The organism is Pseudomonas sp. MDT1-85 (assembly GCF_054898065.1).
Genome location: NZ_CM142715.1, coordinates 2,986,719 through 3,006,466, shown reverse-complemented (window position 1 = coordinate 3,006,466; position 19,748 = coordinate 2,986,719). Strand labels below are relative to the sequence as shown.

At 61.2% G+C, this 19,748-nt stretch carries 18 protein-coding genes and 1 pseudogene; 8 read left to right on the top strand and 11 right to left on the bottom strand.

What is annotated here, in order from left to right:
- Positions 1–119: 119 nt before the first annotated feature.
- Genes gspD through gspG form a run of 5 tightly spaced genes read right to left on the bottom strand, consistent with a single transcriptional unit; the run spans position 120 to position 5,676 of the window.
- Positions 120–2,504 carry a type II secretion system secretin GspD gene (gene gspD / locus ACYZT2_RS13625; protein ID WP_461972860.1) on the bottom strand — a complete coding sequence of 795 codons (2,385 nt, stop codon included), beginning with the start codon at positions 2,502–2,504 and terminating at the stop codon, positions 120–122.
- The gene (gene gspM / locus ACYZT2_RS13620) at positions 2,501–3,058 is read right to left on the bottom strand and encodes a type II secretion system protein GspM (RefSeq protein ID WP_461972858.1); all 558 of its coding nucleotides are present in this window, start codon (positions 3,056–3,058) and stop codon (positions 2,501–2,503) included. Before gspM ends, gspD begins: the two co-directional genes overlap by 4 nt.
- Positions 3,051–4,226 (bottom strand): type II secretion system protein GspL, encoded by a 1,176-nt coding sequence (gspL, locus tag ACYZT2_RS13615; RefSeq protein ID WP_461972856.1) that lies wholly within the window; start codon positions 4,224–4,226, stop codon positions 3,051–3,053. The genes gspM and gspL overlap by 8 nt, the downstream gene beginning before the upstream one ends.
- Complete coding sequence (gspK, locus tag ACYZT2_RS13610; RefSeq protein ID WP_461972854.1) at positions 4,223–5,209, bottom strand: type II secretion system minor pseudopilin GspK; 987 nt, start codon at positions 5,207–5,209, stop codon at positions 4,223–4,225. Before gspK ends, gspL begins: the two co-directional genes overlap by 4 nt.
- Before the next feature lie 8 nt (positions 5,210–5,217).
- On the bottom strand, positions 5,218–5,676 hold the full coding sequence (gene gspG, locus ACYZT2_RS13605) for a type II secretion system major pseudopilin GspG (RefSeq protein ID WP_461972852.1): 459 nt from the start codon (positions 5,674–5,676) through the stop codon (positions 5,218–5,220).
- A 147-nt stretch (positions 5,677–5,823) separates the two neighbouring features.
- On the opposite strand from gspG, the gene gspI reads away from it, so the two are divergent.
- Positions 5,824–6,204, top strand: a complete 381-nt coding sequence (gspI, locus tag ACYZT2_RS13600; protein WP_461972850.1) for a type II secretion system minor pseudopilin GspI — start codon at positions 5,824–5,826, stop codon at positions 6,202–6,204.
- 93 nt (positions 6,205–6,297) lie between these two features.
- Here the strand turns inward: gspI and ACYZT2_RS13595 are convergent, their stop codons facing one another.
- A complete protein-coding gene (locus tag ACYZT2_RS13595) occupies positions 6,298–6,729 on the bottom strand; it encodes a type II secretion system protein N (RefSeq protein ID WP_461972848.1) in 432 nt (143 codons plus the stop codon).
- Between the two features lie 120 nt (positions 6,730–6,849).
- On the opposite strand from ACYZT2_RS13595, the gene gspH reads away from it, so the two are divergent.
- Both gspH and ACYZT2_RS13585 read left to right on the top strand, forming a co-directional pair.
- Positions 6,850–7,302: a type II secretion system minor pseudopilin GspH gene (gspH, locus tag ACYZT2_RS13590; RefSeq protein WP_461972846.1), complete on the top strand. Its 453-nt coding sequence runs from the start codon at positions 6,850–6,852 to the stop codon at positions 7,300–7,302.
- Entirely contained in the window at positions 7,299–7,907 is a 609-nt protein-coding gene (locus tag ACYZT2_RS13585; RefSeq protein WP_461972844.1) for a prepilin-type N-terminal cleavage/methylation domain-containing protein, read from the top strand. Before gspH ends, ACYZT2_RS13585 begins: the two co-directional genes overlap by 4 nt.
- A gap of 140 nt (positions 7,908–8,047) precedes the next feature.
- On the opposite strand, the gene ACYZT2_RS13580 is transcribed toward ACYZT2_RS13585, so the two are convergent.
- From ACYZT2_RS13580 to ACYZT2_RS13570, 3 genes are read right to left on the bottom strand one after another with little or no spacing between them, the layout of a single operon-like run.
- Complete coding sequence (locus ACYZT2_RS13580) at positions 8,048–8,977, bottom strand: FecR family protein (RefSeq protein ID WP_461972842.1); 930 nt, start codon at positions 8,975–8,977, stop codon at positions 8,048–8,050.
- Positions 8,978–9,014: 37 nt separating this feature from the next.
- The gene (locus tag ACYZT2_RS13575) at positions 9,015–9,560 is read right to left on the bottom strand and encodes an RNA polymerase sigma factor (RefSeq protein ID WP_007901197.1); all 546 of its coding nucleotides are present in this window, start codon (positions 9,558–9,560) and stop codon (positions 9,015–9,017) included.
- The gene (locus ACYZT2_RS13570) at positions 9,557–10,240 is read right to left on the bottom strand and encodes an STN domain-containing protein (RefSeq protein WP_461972839.1); all 684 of its coding nucleotides are present in this window, start codon (positions 10,238–10,240) and stop codon (positions 9,557–9,559) included. The genes ACYZT2_RS13575 and ACYZT2_RS13570 overlap by 4 nt, the downstream gene beginning before the upstream one ends.
- A gap of 191 nt (positions 10,241–10,431) precedes the next feature.
- Between ACYZT2_RS13570 and ACYZT2_RS13565 the strand changes: the two genes are divergently transcribed.
- The gene (locus ACYZT2_RS13565; protein ID WP_461972837.1) at positions 10,432–10,779 is read left to right on the top strand and encodes a hypothetical protein; all 348 of its coding nucleotides are present in this window, start codon (positions 10,432–10,434) and stop codon (positions 10,777–10,779) included.
- Positions 10,780–10,981: 202 nt separating this feature from the next.
- On the opposite strand, the gene ACYZT2_RS13560 is transcribed toward ACYZT2_RS13565, so the two are convergent.
- A complete protein-coding gene (locus ACYZT2_RS13560) occupies positions 10,982–11,422 on the bottom strand; it encodes a carboxymuconolactone decarboxylase family protein (protein ID WP_461972835.1) in 441 nt (146 codons plus the stop codon).
- A gap of 21 nt (positions 11,423–11,443) precedes the next feature.
- On the opposite strand from ACYZT2_RS13560, the pseudogene ACYZT2_RS13555 reads away from it, so the two are divergent.
- Positions 11,444–11,911 (top strand): annotated as a pseudogene (locus ACYZT2_RS13555) (PLP-dependent aminotransferase family protein); the annotation flags it as partial.
- Positions 11,912–12,126: 215 nt separating this feature from the next.
- The gene (locus ACYZT2_RS13550; RefSeq protein ID WP_461972833.1) at positions 12,127–12,546 is read left to right on the top strand and encodes a cupin domain-containing protein; all 420 of its coding nucleotides are present in this window, start codon (positions 12,127–12,129) and stop codon (positions 12,544–12,546) included.
- Between the two features lie 191 nt (positions 12,547–12,737).
- On the opposite strand, the gene ACYZT2_RS13545 is transcribed toward ACYZT2_RS13550, so the two are convergent.
- A complete protein-coding gene (locus tag ACYZT2_RS13545) occupies positions 12,738–17,645 on the bottom strand; it encodes an NAD-glutamate dehydrogenase (protein WP_461972831.1) in 4,908 nt (1,635 codons plus the stop codon).
- Between the two features lie 502 nt (positions 17,646–18,147).
- Between ACYZT2_RS13545 and ACYZT2_RS13540 the strand changes: the two genes are divergently transcribed.
- Together ACYZT2_RS13540 and ACYZT2_RS13535 are read left to right on the top strand one after the other, a co-directional pair.
- A complete protein-coding gene (locus ACYZT2_RS13540; RefSeq protein ID WP_253553125.1) occupies positions 18,148–18,501 on the top strand; it encodes a hypothetical protein in 354 nt (117 codons plus the stop codon).
- 284 nt (positions 18,502–18,785) lie between these two features.
- Positions 18,786–19,745: an AAA family ATPase gene (locus ACYZT2_RS13535; protein WP_095053787.1), complete on the top strand. Its 960-nt coding sequence runs from the start codon at positions 18,786–18,788 to the stop codon at positions 19,743–19,745.
- The last annotated feature ends 3 nt before the right edge of the window (positions 19,746–19,748 follow it).

The window sequence follows — 19,748 nt, the reverse complement described above, 5'->3', positions numbered from 1 at the left end:
GCTGCGCAGCAGTCGCCAAACCTGCATCCACGGTTTACCTGAAACATCGCATTGTCTGATTCTACGACTGCTGCGCAGCCGAACGCAGGCTTCGCCAGCTGCTACAGATAGTGGTGTGTTCATTGGATTGGCACCGCACGAATCGTCGCCCGTGGCTGCGAATTCGACACCGGCACCGTCCCCGGCACACCCTGAGCCGCCGTCGGCAGTTGCGGTGCCTGCATGTCCGGCATGGCCCAGCTGCGTTCCGGTTGCATCCCGCCCTGGGCGCGGCGCATGAAGTCGTAGCGGTTGAGGGTAATCGCGCGCCCGGCGCCGCTGTCGCGAATGATGTACGGGCGCAGGAACACCATCAGGTTGGTCTTGGTGATCGCCCGGCGCTCATTGCGAAACAGCGCGCCGATCCCGGGAATGGTCGACAGCCATGGCACCGCGTCGTTGCTTTGGCTGTAGCCGTCCTGCAGCAAGCCACCGAGCACCATGATCTGTCCGTCATCGAGCAGGATGCTGGTGTCGATCGCACGTTTATTGGTGACGATCCCGGCGGCGGTCGCACTGTTGGACGCGCGCTCATCGATGCTGCTGACTTCCTGGTAGATGTCGAGCTTAACCGTGCCGCCTTCGGAAATCTGTGGCCGCACATTGAGCTTCAAACCAACCTCTTCACGGGTCACAGTCTGGAACGGGTTGTTGCTGGTACCACCACCGCCGGTGACGTAGCTGCCGCTGACAAAAGGAATGGTCTGGCCGACAAAAATACTCGCCGCTTCGTTGTCCAGGGTCAGCAGGTTCGGCGTCGACAGCACATTGGTTCCGCCCTTGCTCTTCAAGGCGCGGGCGAGCACTTTCAGGTCGAGGATCTTGCCGATGCCGGGAATGTCCACCGTGCCATTGACGTAGCCGAGGTTGAGACCCGGCGGCAATACGTCAATGCTGGTCTTGGCGTTGGTATTAATCCCCGAACCACCGAGGTTCGCACCGCCGACCACGCCGTTGCCGCCCAGATTACCGGTCTGCCATTGCACGCCGAATTCGCTGGCATCGTCCTCGCCGACTTCGACGATCAGGCTTTCGATCACCACTTGCGCGCGGCGCTGGTCGAGCATATCGATGACTTCGCGCAGATTGCGGTACACCGGTTCCGGCGCGGAAATCAGCAAGGTGTTGGTGGTGCCGTCGGCCTGAATAGTCACGCCGCCCGCACTGAAGGCGACGTTCTGTTCACTTTGCTGAGCGCTGCCTGCCTGGCCACTTGAGCCGCTGGTGCCCTGCCCGTAACCGTTGCCGCCCGTGGTGCTGCTGCCCGACGTAGAGGTCTGCATGCCGCTGCTGCTCTGGCTGCCGCTCTGCCCGTTCTGGCCACCGCTGGTGTTGCTGCCCATCGCGCTGAGTACCGAACGCGCGCCGTCGCTGCCGCCGCTGTCGCTTTCCCCGGTGAGCAAACCGCGCAGGGCCTGGGCCAGTTTGGCGGCTTGGGCGTTGCGCAGATACACCACGTGCAGGTTGCTCGGGTTGCTCTGGGCGTTGTCGAGTTTATAGATCAGGTTGCGTGCCAGCTCGGTACGTTCCGGGCTGCCGGCACGGATGATGATCGAGTTGGAACGCGGGTCGCCGATCACCGAAATCTTCTGCGTCGGGTCGTTGCCTGGCGCCTCCAGCAAGTCCGAGACCATGCCGGCAATATCCACTGCAATACCGTTCTGCACCTGCACCACGTCGGTGTCGATGGCGCTTGGGCTGTCGATGCCCTGAATGATCTGCGCCACCCGCGACAGGTTCTCGGCGTAGTCGGTGACGACGATGGTGTTGTTGCCGGGGTAGGCGTTGATCGGGTTGTTCGGCGAGACAATGGGGCGCAGCACCGGGATCAGGTTCACCGCGTTTTCGTATTGCAGTCGAAAGGTGCGGGTCAGCATGCCGTTGCCGGCGGGTTTGTCGGCACTGTAAATCGGCCCGCCGAGCAACTTGGCGTCGGCCTCCGGCACCACTTGGGAAACCCCGCCGACATCGACCACGCTGAAGCCCTGCATGCGCAGGGTCGCCAGCAGCATGTCGTAGGCCTGATGCGCCGGCACCTGCCCTTCGGAGACCAGCGTCAGGTTGCCTTTGACCCGGGGATCGACCAGGAACTGGCGCCCGGTGGACCGCGACAATGCACGCACCACCGCCGGGATATCGACGTCGACAAAGTTCAGCGTCACCCGTTGATTGCCCAATGGATTACTCGCTGGCGCGCTACCGGCGGGCAGCGCATTGCTGCGGCCGGGGCTGGTGATTTTGTGTTGCACTCCCGGCGGCTGCTTCAACTGCGCCTGGTTTTTCTGCCGATCCGCCAACGCATCGCCGGTACGGTTGGTGTCGGCCAACGGGCGTCCCAATTCGCTGTCCACCAGCAGCGGCGGCTGTTGCGTGGTGGCGGTGTTGCTGCACGCGCTCAGTGCCAGCAATAAAAACGGCGCGGCCATGCGGCACTGACGCGCATACAGAGAACCTGACCACTTCATGAAGCTTCCTTAGCGCCAAGCGCCTGATCCATGCGAACGGTTCCGGACAGAGTGCCTGCCGTGTCATTGGGCAAAGGTTCGCCTGCGCGCTGCAAACGGACCTCGACCACCTCAAGGGAAAATTGCCGGGGATTGACCAGCAGCCAGCCGACCACGGCATCTGCCGGGGCCTCGTCGAACGTCAAGCGCCAGGCTTGGGGGGTTGCGGTGTCCGGCGCCTGCAATTGGTAATGCCCGGCCAGGCCGCTGGCTTCGAGGCTCTGGCGCAGGGATTGTTCGAGGCTCTGCGCGGTGGGCGGCCGCGCCACCTCACGCAGCAAGACCTCCAGCGCTTCGGCCTGGGAACGCAGCTTCGGCGTTTCGGCCTGCCAGTATTCGATCTTTTTCAGCGGCGGTTGAATCAACAACATCCAGGTCAACAAGCCTGCCAGCACCAGCGCCGTGCCGGCGACCATGCGTTTCTCGCGCAGGGCCAGGCCTTGCCAGATCACTTGGGCACGGGCGTTAAAGTGCTGCCAGCGCGCACGGTAAATTCCCAGGGAAAATTTACTCATTGTCGGCTCCGCTGGCGTTGTCTGCGTCGCTGGCTGCAGCCTCGGAGGCCGGGCGCAAGGTCCAGCCGTCATCGGTGGCGTTAATGGCAACACCGGCTTGGGTCAGCGCGGTTTGCCATTGCTTGTCGCTGCCGGTTTTGCGCGCATCGCTCAGCAGGCTTAGCTGCAACTCGCCCTGTTCAAACACCAGTTGTTGCACGCTGCCGGCAATAAAAGGCATGCCGCTACCAGCCTGCAGCACCAGGCTGGCGAAACGCTGGGTCGGATCGATCGCGGCACCGCTCTGGCGGGTGGCCAATTGCTGACGCGCCTGTTGCAGCGGATTGAGGATCACCGGCAGTTCAGGGAAGGCCTGTTTCACTCGTTGGTTCATGTGTGTCTTGAGTCGTTGGCCCTGTGTCGCTTCACGGGCCGCGTACAGATTCAGCCCCAAGGTCCAGACCGCCACGGCCATCGCACAAAAGGCCGCCGCCCGACCCCAGCCTGATTGACCAGTACTGCGTTGTTGAATCCCGCCGTGCAAACCCCAGCCGGGCAAGGCACCGGTCCAGCGTTGCTCGGCGGGTAAACAGGTGATCGTCGCCTCCGGCGGCACTTCGCCGATCCATTGCACGTTGGCGCCGTGCTCCAGCATCAGATCACTCAATGCCTCATCCACCGCCGGATGCACCACGGCGTGCTGAAGGCTGTGACGCACCAACAGATGTCCGTCCCGAACGCAGGCCACCGGGCCATCCGCGACAGGCGAACAATACGCACCCGAGTACACACCGCGCAGGCTCAATCGCGCCATCCGCAGTAGCTGACCGAACTGGCTCAGCCATTCCCGGGACAACCACGCGATGTGCACGCGCCCCTGATCGTCCCGTGGGCTGTGAGCGATGTGCATCTGCTCGCAGGCCCCGAGGATCAACGCCTGCGCCGCGCACTGCACCGCCGCCGCGGTTTTGCTGGCCGGCAAGATCGGCAGGTCAATGCTCGCCAACAGGCTGTCCTGAGGGTGCAGAAAAAATGCAATCGCCGGGGTTTTCCCGCTCTGGCCCAATTGCAGCAAGGTACTTTGGCCCTCGCGGGTCACCTGCCCTTGACGGTCCAACCAAGCGAATTCCAGCGGGCAGTCGAGAGTCAGATCAGCCAATGGCGGCAAGGCGATGCGCAGCTGATTCATACGCCCACCCGTGACCAGATCACCTCGGGCAGACGGTCTTCACTGCGGTGCAGCAAGGCATCGAGGCTGACCCGACGCTGATCGCTGCGAGCCTTGCCACGCAAGCGGAACCAGTCGCTGGTGATCCCGACTTTGATGGTCGCCAGCTCAAGGTTTGGCATGCGCAGACGGTTGACGAAATCCCCGCGATTGATGAACCACTGGCCACCGTCACGCTCCGCGATCAGCGCCTGAGCGCGTTCGGTCGACAGCCCCGGCACATAAGCGGCCAGCACCGGTGCGCTGGCGGTGTTGCCGTTGAGCCAGGTATTGGCCGGCAGAATGGTCAGGTAAGGCGTGATCTTCGCCAGCAGCGCATCATTCATGCCCTCGACACTGCGTAAATCGTCGAGGCTGCGCAGCATCGGGCGCGTGGGCAATTGAGGTTTGCGCACGGCATTCGGCGAGGTATCGCGGCCGCTGTCAAAGCCGCTCTTGGGCGGTGCTTTATCCGCCAACTCAGGGTTCAACAAACGTGGGTAAGAGGCGATCACCCGCTGACTGATGCGTTGGCTCAGGGCTCCATTGACCCCGATCAACTGGCACAGGCGCTGGAAGTTCACCAGCTGTTCCTCGTCGATTCGTTCATTGGCGACCAGATTGCGCAGGTTGAACTTGCCCTGCTCGTCTTCCAGCCGGCCGTCGAAAGGCAAGTCACGACCGTCATAACGCGCCATCACCAAGGGCTGCGCCCACGGCTGATCGAGACGCGTCAACGGGTCACGCCGGCGCGCATCCCACAGCAGATGTCGACTGATCTCGATGCCACCGTGCAGCACCCAGGCGCCCTGCACTCGCAACTGCTCAGCCTCAAGGCTTCGGGTAAACACCGTTTGCCGGGTGAGCATGCCGCCGGCAATCACCGCCACCACGGCGGCGATCAGCAAGGCACTGATGATCGCCATGCCGCGTTGCTTCGCCACTGCCAGCGAATAGGCTTTCATGACCGCGCTTACAACTGCCAGGAGCCGATATCGGCATTCACGCCCTCGCCGTCAGGCTGGCCGTCGGCACCGAGGGAGAAGATATCGACTTCGCCATTCGCGCCCGGATTCAGATAGTTGTAGGGACGGCCCCACGGGTCATTCGGCAGGCGTTCCAGATACGAACGCCAGTTACTGTTCTTGGCGTCCGCCGGGCGTTCGACCAGCACTTTCAAGCCTTGGGTCATGTTCGGATAGGTGCCGTGGTCCAGGCGATACAGCTTCAAGGCTTGCATCAAGCCGCCAATGTCCTGTTTGGCGGCCGTGGCCCGCGCCTGATCCGGACGGTCCAGCACCTTGGGCACCACCATCGCCGCCAGAATCCCGAGAATCACCACCACCACCATGATCTCGATCAGGGTGAAACCTTGCTGCCCCCGAGGCAGGCGGGGCTGGTGATTCAGCAACTTGAAGCGCGCGATATCCATCTCGACATTCCCTGGCTTGATTCGATTCGACGCGCAGTGTTGCAAGAAGATATGTCAGTGATGTTGAAAATCCTCGGGAGCTTTGGTCGTCAAGCCGTCAAGCCCGGACGCTACCGTCAAGCGCTGTCCAGACTGCCCGAGCACCTGATGCGACGCCCTCCCCGAGAAGCCGGTTTTACCTTGATTGAAGTGCTGGTGGCGCTGGCGATCATCGCCGTCGCGATGTCCGCCGCGGTGCGGGTGGCCGGCTTGATGACCCAGAGTAATGGCCTGTTGCGCGACAAATCCATCGCGCTGCTGGCGGCACAGAGTCGCCTGGCCGAGCTGCGCCTCGAGGGCCGTTTGCCGTTGGGGGCGAAAGCGATCGAATGCGATCAGGGGCGGTTGCTGTTGCGCTGCGAACAGGCGATTGGCAATGCGCAGAATGGCCGCTTGTTGAGGGTCGATCTGCAAGTGTTCGACCGCAGCCGTGAAGCGCCGCCATTGGCTCGACTCGATACCTTGCTCAGTCGGCCAATCACCAAATAAACGCGATCCTTGTAGCAGCTGCCGAGCTCGCGAGGCTGCGTTCGGCCGTAGCAGCTGTCGAGCCTGCGAGGCTCGGCAGCTGCTACAGGGGTTTCAGGGTTGGGTCAATACGGGCAGCGAAGGTGAATCCGGCAGTTTGTCGAGCACCAATCGGGTTTGTTCGGTGCCGCGTTCGATCACCACGGCGTCGCCGTCGATGGCCACGACTTTCACTCCTTGGCTCACGCGCTCGCCCACCAGAAAGCTGCGTGGCGGGCCGTCGTTGAGGCTGAGGATGGCCACGGCGCCACGGCTGCCCGCCAGCACGCCGCCGACCTTGATATCGACCGGCGCCGGTTGGTTGGAAAACCATTGCAGGGCCGGGTTGTTGGAGCGTTCGGCAATCAATTGCGGCGCTGCCTCCGGGGTTCGGGATTCGGCCCGGGTGAGCATCAGCGATGACCAAGTGACGACGCCGGCCAGGGTCGCCAGCAAAGCAATAGCCTGCACACACTGTGCCGGGGAAAACCGATCGGTGAACGACATGGGCTGAATCTCCTTTTAGTCCCTGCCCTGAGCCTACCGCTTAATTCTCACGTTTTTATTTCACACACCCATCATCTTTGCCGTGCAGGATAAAAAACGACGCAAAGGAGCGCGCAGTCGATGAATGGCCTCAAACAACAGGGCTTCACCCTGATCGAGTTAATGGTGGTACTGGTGATCATCGGCATCGCCAGCGCGGCGATCAGCCTGAGCATCAAACCGGACCCGCTGCACCTGCTGCGCAAGGACGCCGAACGTGTCGCGCAACTGCTCCAGGTGGCCCAGGCCGAAGCCCGGGCCGATGGGCGACCGATCACCTGGCTGGCCGATGCCAAGGGCTTTCGCTTCAGTCGCCGCAATGACCAGGACAAAGGCTTCGATCACTTCAACAACGACCCACAGCTGCGCCCTCGCCCTTGGCAAACGCCGGGGATGGAAGTGCGTGTGGAGCCCAGGCAAAAAGTCGTGTTGAACGCCGAGTGGCTCAACCCTCCCTTGCAGCTTAAGCTGTCGGATGGGCTCAACAGCATCAGCGTGCAACGCAACGCCGCCGGCCAGGTGAGCGTCCAATGAAAGCTCAACAAGGTTTTACCCTGATCGAAGTGATGGTCGCGATCATGCTCATGGCCGTGGTCAGCCTGATTGCCTGGCGCGGCCTGGACAGCGTCACCCGCGCCGATGCTCATTTGCAGGCCAGCACCGAACAGACCGAAGCCCTGCTACGGGCACTGAACCAACTGGAGCGCGACGTCACGATGCGCGCCAGCATCGAGCTGTCCGAGCCGGCCAAACCCGGGGTAGACGACGAACCGTCCAGTGCCCCGCCTGCGCTGACCGTGCGCAGCACCGATGGCAAAGGCTTTCGTCTGGACGTAATTCGCGTCGCGCCCAACCAGAATGGCGAGTTGCAGCGCGTGCGCTGGTGGCTCAAGGGCGACACGCTCTACCGGGCTCAGGCGCCGTCGCGCAGTCACTATCCGCTGCCGGCACCCACCGATGGAGTGGCCGTGCTCAATGACGTCAGCGAAGCCGCGTTGCGGGTATGGGAGAGGGACAAGGGCTGGAGGAAACTGAGCGGCAACCGGCGGGAGAATCCGCTGGGGATCGAGATCAGCCTGACGCGGCAGACGCCTCAGGGGGTTGAGCAATATCGGCAGGTGTTGGGGCCGTTGGAGTGAGTCAGGGGGACCGCGTTATCGTTCTTCGCGAGCAGGCTCGCTCCCACAGGGTTCTTCAGTGCATATGGATTTTGTGTATCCCTGAGGTCCAATGTGGGAGCGAGCCTGCTCGCGATGGCGTCAGCACAGACACCACCCCATCAACTGAGCACCACCACCCCACCCGGCAATTCAGTGCATTTGGCCCCATACGCATCGCGGATCAACAACGCCACGCCCGCCAGTTGGTCCAGGCTGAAACGGGCCTGAACCTTACGCTTACCCAACTCGCTGTTGAGCAACAGCAACATCCCGGGGCGGTACCGGTTGATCTCGTCGATCACCGTCGACAGCGTGGCGTCGTTGAACACCAGTACCTGCTGGCGCCAGGCAATCACCGCCGAGGTGTCGACCGCTTGCGGCGTGCCGACTCGCTGGGCGTCATAGGTCAGTTGCTGGCCTGATTCCAGGCGAATACTGCGCCCCTGCACATCAACCAGCAATGCGCCGTCCAGACAGGTAACGCATACGCTCTGATCAGTGTTACGCAGATTGAACCGGGCCTGGCTCGCACTCAACCACCCTGCCCCGGCCTGAACCTTGAGCGGCGCCTGAGCACGGGTCAGGACTTCGACTTCGCCGCTGACCAGTTCGAAATTGGCACTGTCACGGCGATTGATCCGCGTCTGGGTATTGAGTTCCAGGCTCACGCCGTCCGCCAGATCGACCCGCCGCTGCTCGCCGACTTCAGTGATGTAGTCAGCGCCCAGCCCGGAAAACCCGCCCGGCACGGTGCCACGAATCAGCAAGAACGCCGCGGATGCCGCGATGGCGCCACCAAGAAACGCCCGACGCCCCAGATGCCGCGGTGCCTGCAAACGTTCGGCGGCGGGTAGCAACTGCTGCCACAGCCGCTTGCTTTGCTCGAATGCCCGGGCGTGTTCGGGGCTTTGCGCGCACCACTGGCGCAAGGCACGCGCATCGGCGGCGGTCGCCCGGCCCGAGGTCAAAAGGATCAACCAGTCCTGGGCTTCGCTTTGCAGCCGATCCTGGGGGGTCGCCTCAGGGAATGACAGACGGAAGATGTTCAAGCGCGGGGGTACTCACGGATTAATCTGGACTCTTCTATCAAGACGGTTTTCCCGCGCCGGGACCGAACCGCTGAATGACTTTTCTTTCCAGGCGCGCGGCGCAATGGCCCAGGGCGGCTTTGATTTCCTTCTCGACCATCCGTGTCGAAATGCCGAAACGCTGGGAGATTTCCAGGTGCGGCGCCTCTTCCAGACGCGCGGCGATAAAGATCTTGCGCCGACGCGCCGGCAGTTCGTACAGCGCTTTGAGCAGCGATTGAATTTCCTTCTGACCACCCACCACCCGAGCCGGGTCGAGCGCTTCGTCGGACACCTGCAACAATTCCTCCACTTCACTGCCGGTCAGCAACCGGGCATCCGACTGGCGCCGGTCGGCAGCAATGTTCAGGGCCATGCGATAGAGGTAGGCATTGGGTTGCGCGATGTTCGGCGGGGCTTCCATGCGGTCGACCCGCAGGTAGGTTTCGTGCAGGACGTCGTTGGCCAGATCCTCCGAACCGAGGCGCCTGCGCAAGCGCACCTTGAAATCGTCATAGGACGTCAGGAACAGCCTGACCATCGAACTTTGCCCGGTGTCTTTCATCCCCCGGAAACTCCTTCCCATTGTGTGCATTCCATGCGTGTTCCTGACGATTGCGGTAACAAAAGCAGCGTGACCGGCTGGCCTAAGGAGCTGGGAGCCGGGCGTTCTATTCTGAGGTTGCGTAAACTTTCCACCAGCGCCGAGTCGCGCTGAACATCACCTGTGGAACTGACCAGGCGGCTGTACTGCACCACGCCGTCACGACCGATCCACAGTTGCAACAACGCCCGAAAACTGCCCGGCCGGGTCAACGACGAGCGGCACAAGCGACGTTCGAGCGCCGTTTGAATCGCCGTCGCATAACTGCCGCCCGCAAGCGGCGCATTGTTTGCGACCGTGCCTGACACCGAGGGCACCTCGGCGACCTGCGCCACCTGCAAAGTGAACGCATCCGCTCGGGCATACCGCGCCATCAACCCACTGCCACTGAGCATCAGGCTCAACGCATCGGTCGCATTCAGGCGTCCTTTCACGGCGACCGAACGACGACCACGGGTCAGCTGACGATCCACCAGAACGGCCATGCCGGTGGAGCGACTGAACCGTTCAAGCGCGCTGGCCAATGCCTGGGCCGGGATATCCAGCTCCAGCGGAGTGCGCGGATCGACAGGGCCTGCGGACACTGCCGATGACATCAACCAAAACAGCAACGCCAGGCAAGCCTGGCGAACGTGAGTCATTAAAAACTGGCGCCCGTCCCTGGCTCTGCCTCGCTGCACGGCTGACGTACCCCTGAAAACCGTCATCCTGAGGGCTGTATATGAATCTGATGTGACGGTCGGTGCAAAAAAACCATCACGAGCCATTAAGGCGCTTTGCTCTAGACTCACGCTTCAGAGCGGCCCCTTTGTGGCCGGCCAGGAGGCCTTCAATGAAACATCTGTCGAACCTTGCAGTGGGCGTACTGCTGATGAGCGGGCTGTCGCTGGCCCAGGCCGAACTACCATTGGGCTGTGTCGAAGTGACGGTCGGTGGCTACAAGGCGCCGGACTACAACTGCCTCAGCCAGCAGATGGGCAACAACCCCGATGGGACTGCTGCTGCGCAGAAAAATCAGCAGGCGATGAACGTGCCGATCAACAAGCGACCGCCCCATCAGCTGGGCCTGGCCACACCGGCCGCCACCAGCACGCGCATGGGCAATGCTTTTGGCACGTCGGTGAAACCGCAGCGGCCAGCGCCGGCGACCGGGACTTCACCGCTGCTCAATGGCAGGTGATCAGTCAATGCATGGCAGTTTCGGTAAGTTAAGAAATTTGAGCGACGAAAATCCTGTGGGAGCGTGGCTTGCCCGCGAAGAATGCACCGCGGTTTTTCAGGTATTACGTGTCATCGTTCTTCGCGGGCAAGCCACGCTCCCACAGGTTCTGCGCCTTAACTGACTGACATCAGGGCAAGCCCCTCGCCACACTCCTCATTGATCAATCACTAGGCGTTTGCCGAAAGCTCACCGCCAGGCGGTTCCAGCTGTTGATGGTGCTGACGGCCATGGTCAAGTCGACCAGTTCGCCTTCGCTGAATTGCTCCCGGGCCAATGCGTAAACGTCATCCGGCACATGGCTTTCCGAGAGCAGGGTCACCGCTTCCGTCCAGGCCAGGGCGGTTCGCTCCCGAGGGTTGAAGAAGTTGCTGTCGCGCCAGACCACGATCGCATACAGCCGGCGGTCGCTCTCGCCGAAGCGGCGCGCGTCCACCGAGTGCATGTCGGTGCAGAAGGCGCAGCCGTTGAGCTGCGAGGCGCGGATTTTGATCAGGTGCAACAAGGCCGGTTCGATGCTCAGGTCGCTGGTCAAGGCCTCAAGGGCGATCATGGCTTTCATCGCTTTGGGCGATGCGCTGTAGTAATCAAGACGGGCGTTCATGGGGCGACCTCATGGATCGGATTGCCGGAGCTGCGGCTGGGTTACGCAATTTTGCCGCCAGCGATTCTCGAAGCAGTGATCCGCGCCAAGCAGCTCACCGACTTGCACACCTCCACCCTGCCTCAATGGGCGCTCGCCAAGTTCATTGCCGAAGGCTGTCTGCTCAAGCACATCCGGCGCTGCCATACGATTTATGCCGGGCGCCGCGAACGAATCCTGGCGCGCATGGCGGGTGACCTTTCGCCATGGTTTGAAGCGGTGCCGACCACCGCCGGGTTCCCCATGGCGGTGCTGTGCAAGGTGCCGGTCGATATTCCATTGGTGATCGAATTGGCAAAAAAAGTCGAAGTGGGGCTCTATGCCCTGGACAGTTTTTTTTACCAGCAAGCGCCGCGGGCCGGGCTTTTCCTGGGGTTCGGCGCGATCGAAACCCTGGACATCGACATTGCCCTGGACCGTGTGCGGGACATATTGCAGCAGGTCGCCTGACAGATTGGTCTGCGGCTTTATCCGGTGATTGGCTATTGGCGGTCTGGGGGTGCAGGCCTATCCTGATTGGGCGTTATCCCTCAATGGAACGCTGCGATCTTTTGATTTTGACTTGCTTGATTGGTCCCCTCACCTTCCCGAAAATTGGCCGTTTGATTGCCCGACAGCGCGGCTTACTGTGGTCCCTGACGACTCACCACCTCAGGTAATCAACCATGAATGCGCTTCGTTTTTTTGCTGCCCCTCTCGCCGCCCTGACGCTGAGCGTTTCAGCCCCGGCATTCGCCCACGACACCGCTCCCCCTTCAGAAAAAGTCACCATCCTGCAGGACCAGATGCTGAAAAACGCACCCGGCAAAAAAGCCTTGATGATCGAAGTCGATTACCAGCCGGGCCAATCGTCCATCGCCCATAAACACGAGGGCACGGCCATGGCCTATGTGCTGTCGGGGGAGATCATTTCTCAAGTCAAAGGTGAAAAAGCGATTACCTACAAGGCGGGCGAGTTCTGGTACGAACCGGCCGGCTCTGAACATCTGGTCTCGAAAAACGCCAGCGCCACCCAACCCGCCAAGTTGTTGGTGTTCATGGTGTTGGCCCCGGATGAGAAAGTGTTGATTCCTTTGGAAAACTGAGCGCCGAGACGATGCTGATGGCCCTATCGCGAGCAGGCTCGCTCCCACAGTAGATCGCATTCTCCCGGAACAATCTGGTCACCTGTGGGAGCGAGCCTGCTCGCGATAGGGCCAGACCAGACACCCCTGAACCTTCAGACAAAAAAAAGCCCCATCTCTTTCGAGACGGGGCTTTTTTCATTCAACGCCTATCAGGCAGCCGGTTCCAGCTCGGTGCTGACCGCGGCAGTCGCAGTGGCAGGCACCACCGCTTGACCGCTCAAGGCCAGGTCCAACAGTTCGCGGTTGGCCACCGCGTACATGGCGTAGTCGGTGCCGCTGGCGGCACGGATTTCCACCAGCATGGCGCGCCAGCGTTCGATCATGCCTTCGTGCTCTTCCATCCACAGCGCCAGGCGTGTTTCCACGTCCTGGGTGCCGTCGCCCTGTTGCAGGACGGAGATGGTGATCGCACGTTGTTGCCAATCGACGTCATCACGGAACGCTTCACGGGCCAGGGCCTGCCAGTTGTTTTCAACCGGCAGAGCGCTGATCTGTTGCAGGTACCAGGTGATGTCCAGCGCGCTGCCCACGGCGAAGTAGGCCTTGGCCACATCGGCTGCGTTCTGGCCGGTCACGTCGGAAGCTTCGATGATCGGCAGCAAGGTGTACAGGTGAGTGGTGCCTGCAACCATGCGCGCCAGCAACTCAGGCACGCCAGCTTCGACGTAGGCCTGATAGCGGGCCTGCCAGCCTTCGCGGGTCGGGCCTTCCAGCAGTTCGTCTAGTTTGAGGCCCAACGCCGCCAGGTGCGGACCGAAGTGCGCGACGTCACGGGCAGCGTTCTGCTCGTTGCGACGGCTGCGCAGGAACCAGCGCGTAGCGCGGCGGCCCAGACGCATCAGCTCATCCATCAGCTCCAGTTGTACGTCGGCCGATACCTGGTAATCCAGGGCTTCTATCTGCCGGAACCAGTGCGGGAGGTGGAAGATATCCCGAACTATTACATATGCCCCCGCAACATTCGCCGGGCTCATACCGGTCGACTCTTTGAGTCGTTGAACGAAGGTGATGCCCATGTGGTTTACCAGATCGTTGGCGATCTGGGTGCTGACGATTTCGCGCTTCAGACGGTGACGGCGCATGGCGGCGGAGAACTTGCTGACCAGCGACGGCGGGAAAGCGGTTTCCATGTCGCGGGTCAGGTAGTCGTCGTCCGGCACCAAGGAGTTGAGCAACGCTTCCTTGAGATCGATCTTGCTGTAGGAGATCAGCACCGACAGCTCGGCACGGGTCAGGCCATGGCCCGCCGCGACGCGCTCGTTGATCGCCTCTTCAGCCGGCAGGAACTCGATGGCGCGATCCAGCTTGCCGCGGCCTTCCAGATCGTTCATCAGACGCTTGTATTCAGCAATCCGCGGCAAGGCACGGCGTGCCGCCAGCGACAGCGCCTGAGTCTGCTTGTAGTTGTTGCCGAGCACCAGATTACCGACTTCGTCGGTCATGCTCGCCAGCAGCTGGTTACGTTGCTTGTCGGTCATGTCACCTGCGTGTACCACTTCGTTCAGCAGGATCTTGATGTTCACTTCGTGGTCGGAGCAGTCCACACCACCGGCGTTGTCGATGAAGTCGGTGTTGGAACCGCCGCCATTGAGGCCGAATTCGACACGACCCAACTGGGTCATACCGAGGTTACCGCCCTCGCCCACGACTTTGCAGCGCAGTTCGTTGCCGTTCACGCGCAGTGCATCGTTGGCCTTGTCGCCGACATCGGCGTGGCTTTCGGTGCTGGCTTTCACGTATGTACCGATACCGCCGTTCCACAACAGATCCACCGGTGCCTTGAGCAAGGCATTCAGCAGTTCGGTCGGGGTCAGCTTGTCAGCCTGAATGTCGAAACGCTCTTTCATCTGCGGGGAAATCGCGATGCTTTTTGCGCTACGCGAGAAGATCCCGCCGCCTTCGGACATGATGCTGGTGTCGTAGTCCGACCAGGCCGAACGCGGCAGATCGAACAGACGCTGACGCTCGGCGAAGCTGTTGGCAGGCGCAGGGTTCGGGTCGATGAATATGTGCAGGTGGTTGAAGGCAGCGACCAGTTGCAGCTTGTCGGACATCAGCAAGCCGTTACCGAACACGTCACCGGCCATGTCGCCGACGCCCACTACAGTGATGCTGTCTTCCTGAACATTGATGCCGCGCTCGCGGAAGTGGCGTTGCACGCCGACCCACGCGCCCTTGGCGGTAATGCCCATTTTCTTGTGGTCGTAACCGGCCGAGCCGCCGGACGCAAAGGCGTCGCCGAGCCAGAAGCCATAGTCGATGGCGATGCCGTTGGCGATGTCGGAGAAGGTCGCAGTGCCCTTGTCCGCCGCCACCACCAGGTACGGGTCATCGTCGTCATGACGCACGACGTTGGCCGGCGGTACCAGCGCGCCGTCTTTCAGGTTGTCGGTGATGTCCAACAGGCCCGAGATGAAGATGCGGTAGCAGGCGATGCCCTCGGCCGCGATCTCGTCACGGCTGCCGCCCAGTGGCAGGCGACGCGGCAGGAAGCCGCCCTTCGCACCCACTGGCACGATGACCGAGTTCTTCACTTGCTGGGCTTTTACCAGGCCCAGGACTTCGGTACGGAAGTCTTCTTCACGGTCGGACCAGCGCAGACCACCGCGAGCAACGTTGCCGAAGCGCAGGTGCACGCCTTCAACGCGAGGCGAGTAAACGAAGATTTCGAACTTCGGAACCGGCTTCGGCAACTCTGGAATCTGGTGCGGGTTGAACTTGAAGCTGAAGTAGGACTTGTTCTGACCGTTGGCGTCGGTCTGGTAGAAGTTGGTCCGCAGGGTCGCTTTGATCAGGTCCAGGTAACGACGCAGGATGCGGTCTTCGTTCAGCACCTGAACATCGTCCAGTGCTGCCAGAATCGCGTGTTCCAGGCGTTGTTGCTTGTCTTCCAGATCATCGCTGGTCAGCTTGCGCGCCAGGTAGAAACGGGTCTTGAACAACCGGGTCAACTCGCGAGCGATGTCGGTGTGGTTGTTCAGGGTGCTGGCGATGTAACCCAGGTCGAAGCCCAGACGGATCTGCTTCATGTAACGGGCGTAGGCACGCAGCAGCGCCACATCGCGCCATGGCAGACCGGCAGTCAGCACCAGGCGGTTGAACGCATCGTTCTCGGCATCGCCACGCACGATGTGGACGAACGCGTCCTGCAAGGTGTCGTTGAGTTGCTGGATGTCGAGTTCCAGGCCTTCGGCGGCGGTGAACGCGAAGTCGTGAATCCAGAATTCGCGGCCATTGTTGTGACGCAGGCGATACGGGAACTCACCCAGCACGCGCAGGCCGAGGTTTTCCAGGATCGGCAATACGTCGGACAACGCCAGTGGGGTGTCGGCGTGATACAGCTTGCAGTGCAGCATGCGCTGACCGGAGACCTGGGCCAGCGGCTGATAGAAGCTCATGACCAGCGGATTTTTTTCGCTCAGGCTCAGCAGGTGCTGCATGTCGACCACAGCCGAGTGGGCTGCGAAACGCTCGCGGTAACCGGCCGGGAAGCCTTTCGGGAAGTCGGCCAGCACGTTGGTGCCGCTAGCCTCGCCGAAACTTTCAACTGTCAGACTGGCGTAATCGTCCTGCCAGCTGCGGCAAGCCTGCACCACTTCTTTTTCCAGCAGAACCGGGTCGATGTCCAGACGGTTCTTCGGATCGACCCGCAGAATCAGTTGCACACGGGCCAGCACGGACTCGGAGAAGAAGGTCCAGAACTCGCAGTCCGAGGCTTTCAGGCGATCCATCAGCACTTGCTGGATCTTCTGGCGCACTTCGGTGGAATAGATGTCACGCGGCACGTAGGCCAGGCAGTAGCAGAAACGGCCGTACGGGTCTTTGCGCAGGAACACGCGGATCTTGTTGCGTTCCTGGATCTGCACGATCGACATCACGGTGGTGAACAGCTCGTCCACCGGGGTCTGGAACAAGTCGTCGCGCGGCAACACTTCAAGCACCTGGGCCAATTCCTTGCCCAAGTGAGCCTTGGCCTGGAAGCCCGAACGCTGTTCGATGATCTCGACCTTGCGACGGATGTAAGGAATGACCCGCACGCTTTCGCCATACACCGAGGAGGTGTACAGGCCCATGAAGCGGCATTCTTTAACGACTTTGCCATCGGCATCGATCTGACGGATCGACACGTAATCCGGGTAAGCCGGACGGTGTACGCGGCTTGGGTGTGCAGCCTTGGCGAACGACAGCGGCGTCGGTTCGCGCAGGTAATTCACGGCGTAGTCTTCGATGCGCAGATCATCGACGGTCAGGCCGGCGCGCAGCAGTTTGGTCAGGCCGAGGAACGAGTTCTGGTCATATTCGATGTGACCGCCGTTCTGGTCCTCGCCCACCACGAATTCTTCGTAGCCCAGGAAGGTGAAGTGGTTGCCCACCAGCCATTCCAGGAAGCTCTTGATTTCGGATTTTTCGTCGGCGTTGATGATGAACTGGCTGTTGTCGATGCCTTCGATCAGCTCCTGGACCTTGGCTTTCATCGGCTCGAAATCGGCGACCGCGACGCGGACTTCACCGAGAACCTGCTCCAGCTCTTTGCTCAGGACATTCAGTTCGGCCGTGTTGGCGCAACGGTCGATTTCCAGATACATCAGCGATTCTTGCAGAATGCCTTCGCCCTGGGTGCCTTTCGGCAGGATTTCCAGCAGCTCGCCCTTGCTGCCGCGACGCACGCTCAGCACAGTGGTTTGCAGGGTATGAATGCTGTAGCCGCGACGGTTCAGCTCGGTGCGCACCGAGTCCACCAGAAATGGCAGATCGTGGTGCAGCACTTCGACCGCGGTGTGGGTCGACTGCCAGCCGTGGCGTTCGTAATCGGGGTTATAGACGCGTACTTGCGGATGCGCGTGATCGAAGCGCTCAAGCAGGCGCCACGCAGAAAGGGTGCAGCCGGCGAGGTCGGACAACCGACGCTGGGTCAGCTCGTCCAGGGAAATAATGCCGAAGAATTGTTCAGCGAACAGCGCCACTTGTGGCAGTGCCTGTTCACTGATGTGCTGCGCCAGTGCCGCTTGCAGTTGGTGCTGGAAGTCGGCTTTGCTGGCTGCGGTGAAGAACGCCATCTGTGGTACTCCGCTTGGGCTTGTTATTGATGGAAGCGTCGCGTGCAAACCCCTTTCGGGGCAATCCGTCACCCTGTTCCTGATTCTCGGGCAGAGGAAACAGGATGACAGGTGGGTGAAGCTGGACGAGACACTCAGGTCACATTCACCTTCCATTGAATGGGCATCTGCAAAAACGACTGCCGAGGCAACAGGCAATGCCTTTACGGGTGCTCGTCCGTTGCGCAGCTTAACGAGTGCGGCAAGGGCCGTGCTTGCAGCGCTGCGACATATTCGGTCATAGGCACGTAACTCGCGGCATGCGCCTTGAACAACACTAGCAGCCGCGCAGCAAATCGGGCGCTTTATGCCCGGCTTTACGGTACATGCGTGCCAAAAATGACCAGTAACACTCCGAATGTTCACGACACATCTTCTGACACTCAGCCGAGCAGAAATTCCCGAGGGCTGGCAGAATTGCCTTTTGTTACGTTCACCACGCTCGCCGAGCCAGGATTTTCCCATGCAAATGACAACTGACCTCTTGATCGTCAACCCGTGCGACGAAGAAGAAGACAACTTGGCCATGCTCTGCTGCACCAGCGCCGAGGGCGAAATGTTCCTGATGAGCCGCTTTCCGGACGAGGATGAGCTGGAGATCATCTTCCACGACAAGCCTTCGGCCCTGAACGGTGTGAAAGTCACCCTCAGCCCTGACCGTCTGCTGATCGAAATCGCCGCTGCGGACATCGATGTGCTCGATGGCGAAGATTCGCTGGAAATCCTGCACAGCACCGATGCGCAGGATTTGGCTGAAGTGGAAGAAACCTTGCAGAACATCCTTAAAGGCACCGGCACCTATATAAGCCAGCTCTAAGCTTCAAGGTTTTTAGCGCCTGAACCGGCGCCTTCGCGGGCAAGCCTCGCTCCTACAGTGTTGGGTCTGCACCGATCCCGTAGGAGCGAGGCTTGCCCGCGAAGGCGTCCGACAGAACAGCACCACTCTGCCCTCTCTACAAAATTCCAACAATTTTGCCCATCAATTCCCGCACTTTGCACAAAATGCCGTTAGTCGCCGCACCCCGCGATGGATTAAAGTAACGCCCCCAGCCCTGGCGTTATTCGAACGTCTTCGGTCACCCTTCCCAGGAACAGTCATCGATGGAACATCGTGAAGCGCTGCTCGCGCTGCGAACCTTTCTTTCAACGCAGATTCTCGGCCAGGAAAAACTCATCGAGCGCTTGCTCATCGCCTTGCTCGCCGACGGCCACATGCTGGTCGAGGGCGCCCCGGGGCTGGCCAAGACCAAGGCTATCAAAGAGCTCGCCGAAGGCATCGAAGCACAGTTCCATCGCATCCAGTTCACCCCCGACCTGCTGCCGGCGGACATCACCGGCACGGAAATCTATCGCCCGGAAACCGGCAGCTTCGTGTTCCAGCAAGGCCCCATCTTCCACAATCTGGTGCTGGCGGACGAAATCAACCGTGCCCCGGCCAAGGTCCAGTCGGCCCTGCTTGAAGCCATGGGCGAACGCCAGGTCAGTGTCGGGCGCAGCACCTACGACCTGTCGCCGCTGTTTCTGGTCATGGCCACGCAAAACCCCATCGAGCAGGAAGGCACTTACCCGCTGCCCGAAGCCCAGCTCGACCGTTTCCTGATGCACGTGAAAATCGGCTTCCCTGACGCCGCCGTCGAACGCCGGATTCTGCAACAGGCCCGCGGCGAAGCGCTGCACGGCGAAACCAAACCCGAACGCCGGGTCAGCCAGCAGGCGATCTTCGCCGCGCGCAAGGAAATCCTCGGGTTGTACATGGCCGACGCCGTGGAGGAATACCTGGTGCAACTGGTCATGGCCACGCGCATCCCGGCCAAGTTCGACCCGGAAATGGCCGAATGGATCGCCTATGGAGCCAGCCCGCGTGGCTCCATCGCCCTCGACCGTTGCGCCCGGGCTCACGCCTGGCTGGCCGGTCGCGACTTCGTCAGCCCGGAAGACATTCAGGCGGTGCTGTTCGATGTGTTGCGCCACCGCATCATTCTTTCCTTTGAAGCCGAAGCCGCTGGCATCGACCAGGACCGGGTGGTCCAGCGGATTCTCGACGTCGTAGCCGTCGCTTGACCC